Origin of the sequence: Blautia sp. OF03-15BH (assembly GCF_003463065.1) — a bacterium.
GTDB lineage: Bacteria > Bacillota > Clostridia > Lachnospirales > Lachnospiraceae > Limivivens.
Map to the genome: position 1 here is coordinate 295,313 of NZ_QSCM01000002.1, position 17,614 is coordinate 312,926.

The window sequence follows — 17,614 nt, forward strand, 5'->3', positions numbered from 1 at the left end:
TTTCTCCCCGGTTATAAATGTAAAATTTACAGCAGATTTTTGTCAATGATCTGATAGTTCGCTCTGTGTATATATAAAGCTTTTCCATCCACCATCAGCTTTGTCATCTTTGGCAGATCGTCCGGGATCTCCCAGTATACATCATCTCCGGAAAAAGCAGCGATCGGCTGTCCGAGCTGAGATTTGATGACAACTACCCTAGACTTTCCAAAATCATTTTTATACCGGTTTAATACCTTTGCCAGTGCCGCATTGTCCGTGATGCCATTTCCGCCGTTGCTGCTGATCTCATCCAGAGAAAAATCCACTTCCGGCTGCAGCCCCTTCTGTACAAAAACACAGGTATCTCCACAGCTCTCGATTTCTTTCCCATCAATGGTAATGGTAATAACGGATGACAGATCATATCCGGTCACTGCCCTTCCATCACTGCCATAACTGGTCGTCTCGATCTTATTACCGGTAATACTGATCTTCTTCCCGGAAGTTTTCAGAGTCTGATTTCCGTAATTATCATAGGTGTACACCGTATAATTATTTCCTATCAGGGAACCATGGATATCATTGATGATGGAGCCAAACTTTGCACAGCCTGTCAGCAGAAACAACAGGACTGCTGGCAACAGGATCATCCGTATTTTTCTCTTTTTCTTTTGCATTTGCCTTTCCTCCTCATAGATCACGATCTTATATCTGATTATAACAACTGGCATATAAACGGTCAATAGCTGGCCGCCAGCTTCTGCTGACAGCATTACTGCATTGCTGTTGCCGTTGCTGTCCAGAATTACCTCTTTTGCTGCGTTGAATGGGTTAGTGAATTCCAGCGTGTCAGTTCCTACCGCATAGTCGGAGACTAAACCTTCTGTTGCAGTGTCGAGGTCCATCTGCGGGTTCTTGCGTGTGTCAAGTGAGATTGTGATAGTCGGGACTACGTCAATCGTCTGATTGGTCATCGGATTACGCTCATCCTGCTTTGTCTCTCCGTACTTAACCTCGCATACAGTTGTGCCGCCAAACTGGCTGTTAACTGCTACGGTGCCTAAACGTGGTGCATCTTTAAAGTTTGCATTGTTGATAAAGGTAGCCGGTACATCCTGGAGATGGCTTGCGTAATCTCCGCTTACCGTGTTATTGGTTACATCCAGTGACCCGTTATGGTACTGGTAGTTCTTGGCTTTCAGGATCGTGAAGTAATCCAGCTTATTCATCAGATAGCTTCTGTCTATCGAGTACTCACCAATCTCTTCTCCGATCTCGTCCACGATCCGGATCGTAAAGGTCCTGCTGGCTGTGTAAGTGTTGTATTTAATTGCATAGCCGTATTTCAGCGTAGTGACTGCACTTTCTGCTTTGTCCCCGCCTGCAATACCACTGTCTGCCCGTGCCACATCATAGGTCTTTGCCTTGGAGTATCCGTCAACGGCATCGTCGGATGCGTCATCGTAGATCTCTCCTGAACTGTTGAAGTCCAGATTTCCTGCATCGTCCATGATATCTGAGTCTTTCGTGGTGTCCATGGACTGGTCCACAGGCTCAGGGGTCGGTGCTTCCAGGTACCGGTAGTACAGATTCAGGTCGGTGTCCTGGTTTGCATTCGGGATAACAGCGTCCCCGTCATTCAGGAAGTCCTGCACGGAGCTGATCAGCTTTCTGTCAACGTCCTTGGCACCCGCCATGTCCCACGCTACCAGCTTGCCGTTGCCTAAACTGCTGTAGACATGCTCCTGTGGAACTCTGTAGTTCTTGACAGGCGTCATATCGAGGATCTTGCCCATGTCAGTCCGCTCTTCTCCATTGTAGAAGTAATGGATCGTGATCTTGTAGGGAACCTGGTAGTAGAGGTAGACGTAGTAGTCGCCGGTGATTGTCTGATCCAAAACGCCTGAGTCAATTACTTGCTGCCTGTCGGTCACTGGTGTAAATTTGTCTGGAGCGGATCCGGCGTCGTAGGATCCATTCTTATTATTTTCGTAACCAACCAGGTAACCTTCCGTCTTTCCTCCGGAAAAACCAGTCATGAAGTATGAGTTCGTGACAAAAGCACGGTTGATATGTACGGTGCTTCCAATGTCAACCTGCATCTTTGTTTCTGGCGGTGCACCAACGATCTCACCTGTCTCAGCATTGACGTAGATCACCTGCACATCTGCCTGTTTCTTGTAGTAAAGGTATAGATCGTAGCTGGAGTCGGTGCTGTAAACCTTCTCGCTTCTTACGGTGTCTAAACCTCCTGCAACAGGATCTGATGGGATCACAAGTGAGTCGTAGGAAGATCCTACTGTCCTTTTCACAAGCTTGTATTTACCTGTGTACCGGATTTTCTCAACACCATAGTCGCTCAGGTCCGGATTCACATTGCTGATAAGCTCGTTGCCTAAAGGGTTGTCTGCAAACAGCTGACCGATGGTCTGTTTCTGCTGTTGCTGCTGTATGGAATCCGTGGAGGTTAGAATCGTTTTCTTAATGCTGTTAGAATCGTCAACTACATAGATCGTAACGTATGTTGCCGGCATTTCTTCATAGTAAAGATCCAAAACATGATCTCTGCTAAGGTTCGATTCACCAAGATTCTTTACCTGGTTCATGCTGCCAGTTCCATCAGCGCCATCCCATCTGTATTTTCCAGTATAGGAGTAGACAGAATTGATGGTTTCTGGAAGGAAACTGCTGCCTAGACTGCTAAGATAGAAACTGCTTCCAGCAAATCCCATGCTGTAGATCTTAGATGCCATAAGGGAATAGCTGCTTCCACTTCTGTAGTAATTGATCGTCAGCGTGTAATTCGGCTTATAGTAAAGTCTGATCACTTTGTTGGTATTCATCGTGACGTACTGCGGCGGAATGTTGCCTAAACTGAGATTGCTTACAGGTGTCTCAACACCATTAGTCACTATTCCGATCCTATTTGCGTATTCGTACTTTGTGAATCCGGCTTCTGTCGGATTATTTGTGATCCAGTTAGTGGAACCACTGGCGTCTGGATCTTTTGCATTCTGAAGAGCACTCAAGTAAGCAGTATCGCCTTTGTTGTACCATTTAACAAGCTTTACATCTGAGATAGCTCTTCCGTCTGTGCTGTAACGCTGTACACAAAGTTTTGCTTTCTGCGGAATTGGTGCTGTGTAATAAATCATTACAGTAACATCCTGCTTCAGTGCTGTGATACTCTTTTCTTTAAGCGCCGCTATCGTACTGGCATAATCATCAGCACCGCTATCACCCTTAAAGTCAATTTTTATCTGGTATCTTGAATCAAAATTGTAAGTATAGCCATCACTGCCCTTAACACTTGAGTAGTATACATTTGCCCAACTGCTGTGGCTGCCTAAAACGATTGCTTTGTTATAGCCAAAGGCGTTCGGAAAGTAATTCTCCGAAACAATCTCTCTGTCATTGATTCCATCAATGAACTCCATGTATTTCACATGCAGATTTACCATTGGTGTGTAATGCAGTATAATTGTCGGTCTCTTCAGGCTTGCCTTTGTAGGAAGCGTAATCTGCTTCTTAAGGATATTGGCTAAACTGATTTCTGTCTTGCCAAAGTTGCCTGCAGCAAATTGTTTAAATTCTGCGTATCCTGTGTAAAGGTATTTGATGTTACTTCCTTTTGGAACGTAAGTTGTCACATTCTTGATCTTTGTATTACATTCAGCCTCAGTATGGGCATCATCAAGCTGGTTGTAATCACTGATCTTACAGGTGGTACCTTCATTCTTAGAAGCATAAAGCACACTACGATAGATCGTTGTATTGGTACTGTCATCATAATACTCAATGTTAACAGGAACCTGTGGAATGTAACGGAAGTACAGATCCACATTTTCAGTCATTGTGTATCGATTATGCCTTGCATCCTGCATACCATCCGTGCCAACTGCAATACCTTCAATATTTCTATGATCAGATGTGTAGTTCAACTGTCGGATTGTTCGGTAAATACCATCTGATGGCTGATGCTTCTTATCAGCTGTAGGAAGTGTAGCATAATAGTAAGCTGTGTATTTTGATAATTTGAACGGCTTTCCTATCTCAATTGTGTCAATCACTTCAGAATTCAATAATTTAACTTCATTACCATCAGAAGTTTTCCAGCTCATCCAATGTGCCGTCACCGTGTAGAAAGTCTTCTTCTGGTAGTATAGATGCATGACGGTGTTCTGGGTCAGTGTGATCGGCTGATTATTCAGTGCACTGATATTTGTTGTAGTGCCAATATTCAAAGCTCCACTACAATTACCCTTGACAAAGGAATAATTCTGTCCGCTGTACTCAGAACTTGCAGGGGCAACAGTCTTAAACTTGGCACCGGTATTCTTCTGGATCGGTGTCTGCGCTTCCTCATGAATCTGGTTACCAGATTCGTCTAAATAGTGCTTGATCACCTGATAGGTACACTGCGTGGTCGGCTTCATTGCCTTGTAAGTGATCGTGACATCGATATCCCCGTAAACACCATAAGTCTTACTCTTCTTCAGGCTGCTAAACTTAGAACTCAGCGTTCCAAGTGTTCCTTCTGACGGTTCTACGCCCGCCTTCTCCGAATCTGGTGTCTTTGTAGTGGCTAAACCATTCTTTGCGTAGTAAGTAGCATCATAACTATAGTAATAATAACCACTCTTACTGTAAGTTGCCTGTCCTACGGAGCTGAACTTCCAGGTGTCTCCGATTTTTGCCGGTACAGGAGTCAGATTGGTGACAAGGCTGTCGTTATGAACCTCATTGCCGTTATGATCCAGGTATCGGAAGTTCACCGAAACAAGTGCTTTATCACACGGCACATAGTACAGTTTTAAGGTGTAGTTGCCATTTGTCACATCGTTATAGGAAACATTCTTCCGAAGATTGATTGCATCTGTCTTGTAATCAGCCGTGTAACCGGATGCTCTGTATAACTCATCCGTTTCACTGATGGCTTTTGGCCATACAATCTTCTCTGCTTTCTGTCCATCTACCAGTACTGCCTTGTAGATGAACTGTTTCTTGTAACTTGTTGATGCTGAGAACTTGTTTGCCTTTCTGTCTTTCTTTTTGGACGTGGCAAAGTTTACTTTTAATTTGTCACCTAAATTGAAGACTAAAGAATCCTCGTAAACAGCAGAGGCACTTGTTGGGAGGGTGTACTTCCCGTTATTCTTCTTTGCCTCATAAAACTCTACAGTTAGACTTCTCTTCACCGAAGTGTAGATAGCTCTTACCACAATACTTCCCTGTTTGCTTCCATTATTAGTCGGTACAGAATTTCCTCTTGCTGTCTGCAGGGCATCATGGTAGATGGTACTTCCATTGGTAGCTGCATAGTTGGAGATATTGTCGTAGGTAACTGTACCCATCTTATTATTCCAACCTCTATCGCCTTTTACCGTCTTCGGGTATTTCTTGCTGGAGGTAGCCTGGACTAAAACCTTCCATAAATAGTACTTCGTTGTTCCCTTCGTGTAGGACTGTGGGATACTTACAGTTTCCGTGTTGTTATCTCCGGAAGTAATAGCGTTTGCAGTAATACCAGTGTTAATGGCAAAGTTCATTGTCTTTCCTACAGAACTTATTTTGGAAACTTCGCTAAACCCCGCCTGATCAATCCTCTTGTAGGTGCTGCTGCCTGCTTCAGATGTGTAAGACTGTAAGTGAAGGTCTACTCTCTTAGGCACTTCAAGTCTAACCGGGACATTATAACCGGTAAAATAATTACCCGGTGCAAATCCTAAAGCATTTGCTTTCGCCCAGGACATACCATAGTTATAAAATCCCTGCGTACCGTTGGTATCTATTGGCGTATTTCCATTCAAGAAAATGTGACTGGACTGTAAGTATACCGTTGCTATGCCATCAGAACTTTTAGCAGCCAATTCTTCCAAAGAATCACTTCCACGAGCTCTGAGAATACTGTCTAAAGTCTCTTTCTTAATTGACAGCAATGTGTAGGTGTAACCATTATAATCCGGAACATCCTGTTCATGTACAGCAGATGTCCAGTAGTCACTGTTCTCGTATGGGAAAGACCATTTTTCCACTGTTGTGGGTGTTATCGTGACCCATTGTGTACGATACTTGATGGATGCAGCTGCCGTGCGACCGAAAGTCATGTAATAATACCTTCCGGTATTTGGATCCCACTTGGTTGTTATTTCACTTCCACTGTTCTGGAATGTCTGTGTCCATCCGTTGAATGTGAATTGATAAGAATCAGCTGTTGCTCTGTGATTTAAGAATAGTATGATTGCAAAAATAGCTATGGTGATAATTGGTAGTAAACGTTTGTGTAAGATCGACGCCCTTTTTATTTTATCCATAACACAATCCCTCCTTTTTTCTGTTAGTCTTTTTCATGTGACATCACTCCTTTCCTTTTACTGAAATGAGACCACAGCTAAACCATGGAAGGTGTATTGCTACTACTATTCTTAAGGTAAAAGGGACTGCTTTCGCTACAGTCCCTTTTACCTGATTCTTTATAGGTTTTGTTATTTTAAGGATAAGTCTTACCGTTATAGGTAGAAATGAAAAAAGCCCTGTAGTTGGCTAAACTACAGGGCTTGAAATCAGTAATTGATGATAGACTGCGTTGACAAATGAACTCCTTTATTACCATGCTCCATGAGTACTGGAACCTTTAAAATCCAGTAATACAAAATAATAAAGGAGGTGATGTTATGAATGACTTGTTAAAGTCGTTAGTAGGTGCTTTAATTTTATAATTATTTTAATTGTAACTATTATGGTAGCTGCAATGCTTGGAAAACTTAGGTTTCTCCAAATAATAAGCTTCTAACATCACAAGAGGATGCAGTCGAGTCAAGCTGCATCCTCTTTTCATTTACTAATTGATTATCAAAGCTTATTTTTACTATTTTGGTTTAAGTATGAATTGCTCTGTTATCTTGAAAACAGAGATTACTTCGTTACTGTGATGGTTATTTAAAATTTCTATTACATCTTCTATCGGCTTGTCTAAACTTCCCGTTATAGGTAGAAATGAAAAAAGCCCTGCAGTTGACTAAACTACAGGGCTGGATTGCTATACCTGAAATGTTATCTGGTTGTAATTTTAATTTCTATTTGCTTCACATTATCTTCATGAAGATTAATATTCGCTTTATCTTCAAAATGAGTATGTATTACTCCTATGAATAATAACGTCGCAATCAAATTGACTACTATTGCAACAATAAATCTATTATGCGACCACATATGTCTCATTGCAACATTAAGTATTGCCATAACGATAAAATACACCATTACTATTGCAAAATAAATGGAACATTGCCCACCCAGTATTATCAAAGACATAAGAATTACATTTATTATGATAATAGACGTCCATACGGTTATGGTGAATGATTCCATACCTGACCACGGGTCAAATGTACATAGTATCACAGAAACACATCCAACCACTGCACATAAAATCGCAAGCATTGCAAAACCAAAAACACTAATAGCATCCATTTAAATCACCATTCCTTTTTTATTTTATATGAATGGTGATTTAAGTGCTTAATGTTTAATTGCGTAAAATATCTAGGCAATCGTCATAAAATTTTTCTTTGATAGCATAATTTTTATTAAAATATACATTTGTTATAATAGTAATCACAAGCGCAACAAAAGTAAGCGTAATTGCAGCTATTATGCATATATTTTTTAATGCTCCTATTTGTGCTACAATGGAACTTGTCAAAAAAGTTATAATTATTGGTAATATTATTTTAGTGAATTTATCTGAAACAAAAGCTATTTTATTATTTCCAATAATATCAATATCCTTCTCCCGCTCAACAAACCAGTATACGTCTTCCCCATAGTCTTCTTTCAATCGGCTTACACTACGCTTCCAACAATCATATTTTTGAGAACTAAAATCCTTATACAATTCTTCGTATTCTTTTATGACTTTTTTGAAATCCTTATTAAATTTTGAATGTATCATTCTTAACCACCTCGTAATTAAGAATAATATATCATACAAAATTTGTCAACTTAATAATTAATGTTAAATTGTATTAGCTTAGGCACTAAACTTCCCGTTATAGGTAGAAATGAAAAAAGCCCTGCAGTTGACTAAACTACAGGGCTGTGAGAAGTTACAGTAAATCTTTCTCGACTAACACTGTAACTACATCTTCTACTTTTAAATCCAAAAGTTTTGAAATTTCTTTTATTGATTTTCCATTCTTGTATAAAATCTCTATCGAATCATCTTTTGACTCGTTGGATACAGTTTCTACTTCTGTCTCTATTTCTTTTTCTGTCTTTTTGGTTGATTGTTTGTCGTCGTACTTACACATTATTACAGCTAGAACAATGCAAGCTATGATAAGTAGCGCTTGTTTCACGATATCATCCAGACAGTATAGTGCTATTGAACAAAGTACAGCAATAATTATTACTAGCAACAGAATCATGATTACACACCTCGTTTTTTTTATTTCTTTATGAGTGTGTATAATTACACATTTAGTTTTTATTGGAATTTATTATATCTAAACACTCTTCATAGAATCTTACATCCAATTTAAACCAGGTGCTAATAAAAGAAATTATAAATACTGTGACAAAAGCTATCCAAATTATCTGTATAATTCCAAAATCTATAAATTTTTCTATTCCGCTATTTATAAGATATACTATAACTGTTGCAGCAACACTATTTATAAGTAAATTGTCTATAAATTCACTTGAAGAATTTGCTTTATTTTTATGATACTGCAACCATTCAATCAACATTTCAGTGTCATCTATTTTACCAAAAAATTTTTCTACACTATCTCTCCAATTTCGATATTTTGTTATACAAGTTATAGAGTCTTTATTTAATTTTTTATATGCCCTTCGCAGACATTTAAATTCCGCATCATTTAATTTATCTTGTATTCCCATCCTTAATCACCTCAGAATTAAGAATAATAGATCATACAAAATTTGTCAACTTAGTAATTAATGTTAAATTGTATTAGCTTGGGCACTAAACCTCCCGTTATAGGTAGAAATGAAAAAAGCCCCATAGTCACTTGGACTACAGGGCTTAAATGCTAAACCTGACTGCTATCGGGTTGTAATTTTAATTTCAATTTGCTTCACATTATCTTCATGAAACTCAATATTTGCTTTATCTTCAAAATGAGTATGTATTGCTCCTATGAATAATAAGATTGCAATCACGTTGACTATTACCGCAACAATAGATCTCTTACGCGACCGCATACATCTCATTGCAATATTAAATATTGTCATAACGATAAAATATGCAATCACCACTGCAAAATAAATGGAGCATTGTTCCCATACTACCACAGAAAGCATAATCGATACATTTATTATGATAATTATCGACCATGCGACTATAATAAATGAATCCACGCCTGACCATGGATCAGTCGTGCGCAGTATCACAGAAACACATCCAACCACTGCACATAAAATTGCAAGCATTGCAAAACAAAAAACACTTATACTAATAACATCCATTTGAATCACCATTCCTTTTTTATTTTATATAAATGGTGATTTAAATGTTTAATGCTCAATTGCGTAAAATATCTAGGCAATCATCATAAAATTTTTCTCTAATAGTATAATTTTTATTAAAATGTATATTCATCACGATGATAATTACAAGAGCGACAAAAATAAGCACAATTGCAATTTCTATATCCCTCTTTTTGTCATCATTATTTCCAGTTATAAGTGAACTTGTTAAAAATGTTATAATTATCGGCAACATTAATTTAGTGAATTTATCTAAAATAAATGTTATTTTATTATTTCCAATAATATCAACATCCTTTTCTCTCTCAAGAAACCAGCATACTTCTTCTATCCCATACTTTTCCCCTAACTGAATAACGTTCTTCTTCCAATTCCTATATTTGGGTGTGCAGAAATTATCATACAACTCTTTGTGTTCTTCCATGATTTTACATAAATCTTCATCAAACTCACAACTCATTATTCTTAATCACCTCATGATTAAGAATAACGTATCACACATAATTTGTCAAGATAACATTAAATTTTTAAGGGCAGTGATCTAAACCTGATCGCTGCCCTGCTGTGTGCTAAACCAAATACGATTTGATTGTTTTCACAATCTTATTCTTATCGAACTTTTTGCTCTCTTATTTAAAGGTTTTAATATCAAAGTTCCTGCATTAGTCTATTTGATTATTGTAGGTACTCCTGATTTTACAAAATGAGCAAATGGATTTTGAGAAATCATTAGTCATAAATAGTTATTAACATCGAAGGGCAGCGATCAGATTTAGATCGCTGCACTGTTGTTTTAAATGAGAGTAGCTAAAACTTCCCGTTATAGGTGGAAATTAAAAAAGCCCCGTAGTTGGCTAAACTACAGGGCTGTGAGAAGTTACAGTAAATCTTTCTCGACTAACACTGTAACTACATCTTCTACTTTTAACTCCAGAAGTTTTTAAATTTCTTTTATTGATTTTCCATTCTTGTATAAAATCTCTATTGAATTATCTGATAATGTTTCTATTTCTGTCTCTTTTATAATTTCAGTTTCAATCTGCTTCGCATTATCTTCATTGAGCTTAGTAATTGCTTTATCTTCAGAATGTACTGTAGTAACAGGCGCACTATCATCAATTGAGTATTGCTCATCGAAATGTGGGTACGTCACTAAAAGGAGGATCACTGTTGCTGCTATTTCGGCTGATAAAAGTATGGTAAAAAAATGCTCCTCAGATAAACTCTTTACAGCCACCATAATAATTATTATTGCATAGCAGTATACTGTAATAGCCGTAGTGACACTGGCTACTTCAGGATTTACTGTAAGATCTGATAACGACAAACCTACACAAGATAACCATAACATACCTGGAATAACAAGCATGTCTATAATAGGAATCATAGTTCCTATTAGCATCAATTGTACAACTATTACAAGAAAGATAACAATAAAAACATATTCACGAACCAGCATAAAATCACCATTCCTCTTTTTATTTGTTATGAATGGTGCCTTTATATCATTTGGTATTGCACTTATCTAAATACCCTATAATAGTCAGACATTCATCATAGAAACATATGTTTTTACTAAATATTCCAGTGATATGAACTGCTATCGCAACAATGCCAAATATACAAACTATAGCTATTATTATTCACGACCAAGTTTTCCAATTTCTTTACTAATTTCTTTTTCCATTCTTAATCACCTCATGACCAAGGCTATCAGCTGCTGGCTAAGCTGTCAAGAAACAAAAAGCCTCCCCATTTAAAGGGAGGCCTACTCATTAACACAATATCAGCATCACAATTGTAATGCTGAGTTCTACAATTACAGCTAATTTCACTGATCGTCTCATTAATAAAAACACTATTGCAATCGAAAATGCACAGTATATCATAACAATATAATTCATGCAATAGCATATTATGATAGACAATACTACCACTGAGTAACCAAGCAGTATTGTGAATACATTTTCTGCGCTTATGGACAGATCATCCCTATCTTCCATTCCTAATGAGAACGAAAATAAAAACACATGTATAATAGAAAATACAAGCCATCTCATTTGACTACCTCCAATTTTTGTTTAATTATATATTATAGTCAAATGATGTACTGTTCTATTTTTCCATTAAGTGAATACACTCATCACAAAATCTCGCATACGATATCTCATGTAGCACCATGTTAACACAAAATGCTATTGGTATAATTGCTAATAAAGCCACTATTGCTATTCTTAGCAGTGACATATCATCTTCTGATAATCTTGTAACTATTACGGCTATAGTAGCTGCAATAACCGGCGTCCATGCAACATTGCCAATAGTTTCTGCTCTTCTTGATCTAAACCTGAGCCATGAAATCAGACCATCTTTGTTGCATACTGAATTAAGCATAGAAGTAGCCTTTTCTTCCCATGCAGTATATCCTTCAGATGATTTTAAAGCTTTTTTATTTACTTTTAGAAAATCCTTATAGAGCTCATAAAATTCTTCATCCGTCATGCTAACACTTCCATAAAATTAGTATAAAAGTGTTTGCCTAAACTGTCAAGAAACAAAAAGCCCTGTAGTTGACTAAACTACAGGGCTGGATCAGTAATTGGAATCACAACAGCTATGTGCTATGATAAAGTTATGGTAGTTGGCATGCCTCATTATGGAAGGTATGTTAAACTTCCAAATTTAAAGGAAGAAGGGTTACACAATGAGAGAAAAAGTTTACCTATCAAAGTTGCTGGTTTCGTTATGACCAGTGAATTAGTTTTGCATCTAGCTTTACTCGTATTTTGTATGAGACAAATTCTACACAGAATCAACTACCATAACTTTTCTAGTGTAACCCTTAATTACTGATTATTTTACTATTATCTTCAATTTAACTCATTAAAGTTTTTACAGTCTTCCTAAACCTGAAATGTGAAAGGGCAGTGATCTAAACCTGATCACTGCCCTGCTGTTTTAATTGAGATAATTTGAAAGTGCCGGAAGAGGTGTGGTATCCTTTGAGCGAACACTCTTTGAATAGCATGTGTATGTACTTCTTGATTTATCATTCGCATTTGCTACATCTGCTAAAGGATTCTGATAACCAGATCCACCTTTTTCTCCAGGAAGTAATGAATAAGTGTAACTGTCCATGTCACCAGGAACATTCACTGCGACTCCACCATTCTCATTAAATTCCTGCCAAAGCTTGCTTGACTTGTTGATACAATCTGCTCTTAATTCATCTGTAGAATTATAAGCAATCACCTTACATCCATATAAGTATTTTGTTCCGTATGGGTGCGTGCTAAAGTAACCACTATTCAGGAGGTAGTTATACTCTTTTCCATGGAAATTATTTGTATCACTAGTAGCTGCTCCGTATAGTACGCTAGTTTCATAACGATCATCCCAGCCATCTTCATCTGCAGTTACATCAACACCATACCAGCACCAATCAAGCTGAACCATATTCCAAGAATGATTGAGTTCAAATACATCAATATACTTGCACTTCACTCCAAGATACCACATAATAACTGTAAAGAAACGAGAAGTATCTCCACAGATACCAGTTTTCATTCCAAGGAATGTTCCATCCGATGTGTAATCTCCATAAGTAATATGGCTGCTCATCCATCTCGCTACTTCTCTCACCTTGACATAATCCGGTTTGTTCTTAAGCCATCCAAATACAGCATCCATTCTTACAGAAGATTCATATACTTCTGTTCTATAGCTAAGCGGATCTCCTTCCACAGCATAACTACCAAAATCCAGGTATCTAGATTTTTCACCGTATAGTACTTCATAACTAGACTTTACAGCATTGGTGTTATTTCCAAAGTAATAGTTAAATACATCCTTCTTTGCTTCCTGCGGAATATCATATGATGCTAATCCAATTGATCCCCCATCAGCTGCATTGTAAATAAATTTATAAGTCTTTTTGTTCGGAACTGTAAAACTAATTGGCTCGACATTAACTACAAATACAGCATAATCTTCACCACATGTTGCGGTGATATATGCAGGTCCAGTTAAATTCTTACCATTTGCTTTTGTTGTGTCTGCTTTGGTTGTAATAACACCATTTTTATCAATAGAAATAAGATCCGTGCTATCTGGATCTACGCTAAACTGGATTGGTCCAGGAACATTGTCAATAATGATCTGCATCTTATTATTATGCACTAAGCTACCAAGCACATTGCAGGTCGTATTTGTTGCTTTGTTCCAATCATATCTCTTGATTTCTGCTTCAGAGTCAGGTGTTACTGTGCTGGGTTTGTTGGTAGTGGTGCCGGTGGAACCGTTTGAACCAGTATTTCCTGTGCCAGGCTTGTTTGTGGTGTTGCCATTGTTTTCGCTGCCAGGCTTATTGGTGGTGGAACCTGTGTTTCCTGTAGATCCATTGGATCCATTCCCATTATTTCCTGTATTACTTCCGTTATTGCTGTTATTTCCAGAACCATTGCTGCCGTTACCTAAAACAGTCACTTTACACTCGTATTCTACGCCGCCTGCTAAGCCTGTGATAACCGCTGTACCTTTCTTTTTTCCTGTAACAAAACCATCTTCATTTACTGTAACGATTGCAGGATTCGAACTTGACCAGGTTACTGGCAGATAATTATCTAAAAGGTCAAGAAGATCAGAGAAGCCAACACCTAATTGAAGTTCTGTCTGATTCAAATAAGACTTCTTGATTATAAACTCATAACCGTATACAATCCCACTCTTGCCCTTTACCGTGACTCTTGCAGTACCAGGTTTCAGCATCTTTACAGTTCTTCCGTTGATGGAAACTAAACCCTTTGTGTAGTCTGTTACAGTACCTTCTGCAATATCAAGAGTCTCTCCCGGGATGACGCTAATGGTCTCACTTGTGTAATCCCCCTTGCCTACTACCTCAATATTCTTCTTAATCGTGCATCTCCCAACCACTGCGGAAATGGTAGTTTTACCAGTCTTCTTTGCGGTGACCTTACCTAAACTGTTAATCGTGGCAACGGAAGGATCAGAACTCTTCCAGGTTACTTTCCCTTTGGTGTTGGTTACTTTCAGGGCTAAACTCTTTCCGGTGGTTATGGTAAAGCCATCACTAGAGATAATTGACGGCTGCGGGATCACTACTGTACACTTGTAGGACCTCTTATTGTATACCGCTGTGATTGTAACCTTACCAGACTTCTTCGGAACTACCTTTCCTTTACTTACCGTTGCGATGGACTTGTTGGAAGTCTTCCAGACCACCTTACTACTTGCTGCATTATTTAATTTTAACTGTAAAGAGCTTCCGATTAAAACCTTGGCTGATTTCTTACTCAGGGTTACTGGCTTTGCTAAACTCTTCTTAACTGTAATTACTGATGTGTACCTCTTTCCATGCAGCTTTCCGGTGATCTTTACTTTACCTGCTTTTCTTGCTGTGACTAAACCTTTCTTGTCAACTACTGCAACGGACTTGTTGGAAGTAAACCAGGCAACTCTGTTGATCGTATTAAGTACTCTTACCTGTTTCTTTGTACCTACTGTCATGGAGAACTTTGCACTGCTGATCTTCGGGGATTTTACCAGAACAGTACACTTATAACTCTTTCCTTTGTAGGTAGCTGAGATTGTAGCTTTACCAGTCTTCTTTGCAATCACCTTTCCATTCTTAACAACAGCAATCTTACCGTTACTGGACTTCCAGATCGGATTCTTTGCCCCTGCTAATTTCAAAGTGTAGATGTCACCTAAACCCATTGCTAATTTAGTCTTGTTCAGTTTGATAGCTGAAGCAGCTTCCACGGTTACCGGACTGGTTATAACCGGGACTGTATCTGAGACAGTTGCTAAAGCTAATAATAATGCTATGACCTTTCTGTATTTTTTCATACTCGACTCTCCTTTAGATTTGATACTTCGTTATAAACAACTCAATAATCAACTCACGGTTATTGTAGCATATTGGTGTGCATTTTGGAAGGTTGAATTCTGCTAAACCTAAAAGCAAAAAGCCTCCCCGGTTAAAGGGAGGCTGAAATTTTATAATTTATTATTAGTTCTTAAAATCTTTATGATCTCTTCTCTCGGTAGATCTACATAATCTTCAATATCATCAATGGAATCATACCCAGTGTATAACTCGATAACGGTTTTGTCTAAACCCTGTTCATCTATCTTCTGATGAATAGCTTGTATTTTGCTCTCTTCAGCGTTATTTGATGCTATAAGAATTATCGCAGTTAATACAATCATAATAATAAGCAGAATAGTGTTTTTTATAATCGAATCATCGAAAATTATAAAGTACAAAGGTGCCATAAGCCATATCAACACAATTACACATTCTAACATTTCCATCGCCATCCTTTTTTAGTTTTTATAGATGGCATTTTTTTATTATTCGGTAGTACCCTGTAAAATTTTTAAACATTTCTTATAAAACAATAATTTTCGCTCATTGTAAATAGTGGCTACGGTACTTGCAATCACTGTAATAGCAAACACAATCACAATAATTATTACTGCATATTTACTAATTTCTTCAAGTTTGTCTAGAAAATCTCCTAATAAAAATGTCACTAATAGTATGACTACACCGTCTATATACCATCTATATATGAATTTTAATTTAATCTCAATACGTCTTTTTTGATATTGTAAAAACTCTATCATTGATTCCTTATCGTCTACCGAATTGAGTAATTCTAATGTGTTATATTTCCAATTCTGATAATCTGATAAATTCTTTATTCTCGTAAATTTTATTTTGAGCTTATCTAATTTAGCATGAGTAAATTTTTCCATTCTTAATCACCTCAGATTAAGAATAACTGCTGTTAGCTAAACTGTCAAGAAACAAAAAGCCTCCCCGTTTAAAGGGAGGCTGAAATGACTAAACCCAATCTGAGCTTTCTACTGTGGTGTGTTGCTCGTCTGTCTCTACATACACTCGTTCTGGAATCTCTTTATCAAAATCCTTATAATTTACTGTAAGTAATACCGCAATAAGTAAGATCTCGATTATTGCAATTATAAAAATAGTATGCCTATCAATATGATTGTGAATTATAACTGGCGCTATTGTTGCCACAATAATATACAAGTATGTACCGATTGTTGCTACAGGATATTCCTCAATTTTAAACATAAATGGTAGCCGAAATAGCAACAGCACTAAAACTGCATCTGTGAGCAGCATAACTCTTACAGCAAACGACAAGCCAAATATTAAAAATAACATCCAGCTGAGCACAAGAAACATACCAACAAAAATAAATGCAAAAACAGTCATTTAATCACCATCCATTTTTATTTTATTATGAATGGTAATTATCTTCTACTTGGTATTACTCTGACATAAACTGTCAAGAATTGCTAAACATTCATCATAGAAACATATATCTTTACTAAATATCCCAGTTATGCGCATTGCCGTTGAGACATATACAATCGCACATGCTGCTACTATAAGTATTTGTAGAATACCAATACTCATAAATAAATACAAATTATCATTTATAGCAGTTCCAAATGCTCCTCCAATAAAAATAGTGTCGACTAATTTAGAATTCTTCTCAGCAACCTTCTTTCTGCTTCTTAAGATTCTTGCTAATGTTTCTTTATCGTGTACTTCACTAAATAATGAGATCACACGCTTTTTCCATTCTTGATAAGACACAAATTTTATCGTAAATATAAATTTACGACCAAGTTTTCCAATTTCCTTGCTAATTTCTTTTCTCATTCCTAATCACCTCAGGACTAAGAATAACTATTACTGCCTAAACTGTAAAGAAGCAAAAAGCCTCCCCGGTTAAAGGGAGGCTGAAATTCTATAATTTATTATTAGTTCTTAAAATCTTTATGATCTCTTCTCTCGGTAAATCTACATAATCTTCGATATCATCAATGGAATCATACCCAGTGTACAACTCGATAACTGTTTTGTCTAAACCTTGCTCATCTATCTTCTTGTGAATATCTTGTATTTTATAATCTTCTGCAATTTCTAACACAAAATCAAATAGAAACTTAACGAAAAAAAACAAATAAACACCTACTATCACTATTATGCACACTGACATTGCATATTACGCAAGAACTGCGCATCCGTTCCAGAGGAACGGAGCGCCATTCCGCTTCA

Annotated in this window: 14 protein-coding genes; all 14 read right to left on the bottom strand. The window is 37.4% G+C overall.

Annotated elements, in window-relative coordinates; translation table 11 throughout:
• Window positions 1-26: 26 nt before the first annotated feature.
• Window positions 27-6,296 (bottom strand): DUF5052 family protein, encoded by a 6,270-nt coding sequence (locus DXA57_RS04200; RefSeq protein WP_147345653.1) that lies wholly within the window; start codon window positions 6,294-6,296, stop codon window positions 27-29.
• A gap of 739 nt (window positions 6,297-7,035) precedes the next feature.
• Entirely contained in the window at window positions 7,036-7,452 is a 417-nt protein-coding gene (locus DXA57_RS04205) for a hypothetical protein (RefSeq protein ID WP_117764908.1), read from the bottom strand.
• Window positions 7,453-7,507: 55 nt separating this feature from the next.
• Complete coding sequence (locus tag DXA57_RS04210; protein ID WP_117764910.1) at window positions 7,508-7,933, bottom strand: hypothetical protein; 426 nt, start codon at window positions 7,931-7,933, stop codon at window positions 7,508-7,510.
• A 154-nt stretch (window positions 7,934-8,087) separates the two neighbouring features.
• Window positions 8,088-8,408: a hypothetical protein gene (locus tag DXA57_RS04215; protein ID WP_117764912.1), complete on the bottom strand. Its 321-nt coding sequence runs from the start codon at window positions 8,406-8,408 to the stop codon at window positions 8,088-8,090.
• Between the two features lie 52 nt (window positions 8,409-8,460).
• Entirely contained in the window at window positions 8,461-8,883 is a 423-nt protein-coding gene (locus tag DXA57_RS04220) for a hypothetical protein (protein WP_117764914.1), read from the bottom strand.
• A gap of 165 nt (window positions 8,884-9,048) precedes the next feature.
• Window positions 9,049-9,471 (bottom strand): hypothetical protein, encoded by a 423-nt coding sequence (locus DXA57_RS04225; RefSeq protein ID WP_117764916.1) that lies wholly within the window; start codon window positions 9,469-9,471, stop codon window positions 9,049-9,051.
• Window positions 9,472-9,526: 55 nt separating this feature from the next.
• Window positions 9,527-9,952, bottom strand: a complete 426-nt coding sequence (locus DXA57_RS04230; RefSeq protein ID WP_117764918.1) for a hypothetical protein — start codon at window positions 9,950-9,952, stop codon at window positions 9,527-9,529.
• Between the two features lie 480 nt (window positions 9,953-10,432).
• Entirely contained in the window at window positions 10,433-10,951 is a 519-nt protein-coding gene (locus tag DXA57_RS04235; protein WP_117764920.1) for a hypothetical protein, read from the bottom strand.
• Between the two features lie 656 nt (window positions 10,952-11,607).
• On the bottom strand, window positions 11,608-11,994 hold the full coding sequence (locus DXA57_RS04245) for a hypothetical protein (protein WP_117764924.1): 387 nt from the start codon (window positions 11,992-11,994) through the stop codon (window positions 11,608-11,610).
• 456 nt (window positions 11,995-12,450) lie between these two features.
• Window positions 12,451-15,360: an Ig-like domain-containing protein gene (locus DXA57_RS04250; RefSeq protein WP_117764926.1), complete on the bottom strand. Its 2,910-nt coding sequence runs from the start codon at window positions 15,358-15,360 to the stop codon at window positions 12,451-12,453.
• Window positions 15,361-15,510: 150 nt separating this feature from the next.
• A complete protein-coding gene (locus DXA57_RS04255) occupies window positions 15,511-15,822 on the bottom strand; it encodes a hypothetical protein (protein WP_117764928.1) in 312 nt (103 codons plus the stop codon).
• A 45-nt stretch (window positions 15,823-15,867) separates the two neighbouring features.
• Window positions 15,868-16,275, bottom strand: coding sequence for a hypothetical protein (locus tag DXA57_RS04260; RefSeq protein WP_117764930.1), 408 nt, complete (start codon window positions 16,273-16,275; stop codon window positions 15,868-15,870).
• A gap of 88 nt (window positions 16,276-16,363) precedes the next feature.
• Window positions 16,364-16,762: a hypothetical protein gene (locus DXA57_RS04265; protein ID WP_117764932.1), complete on the bottom strand. Its 399-nt coding sequence runs from the start codon at window positions 16,760-16,762 to the stop codon at window positions 16,364-16,366.
• Window positions 16,763-16,807: 45 nt separating this feature from the next.
• Window positions 16,808-17,215, bottom strand: coding sequence for a hypothetical protein (locus DXA57_RS04270; protein ID WP_117764934.1), 408 nt, complete (start codon window positions 17,213-17,215; stop codon window positions 16,808-16,810).
• Window positions 17,216-17,614 lie beyond the last annotated feature (399 nt).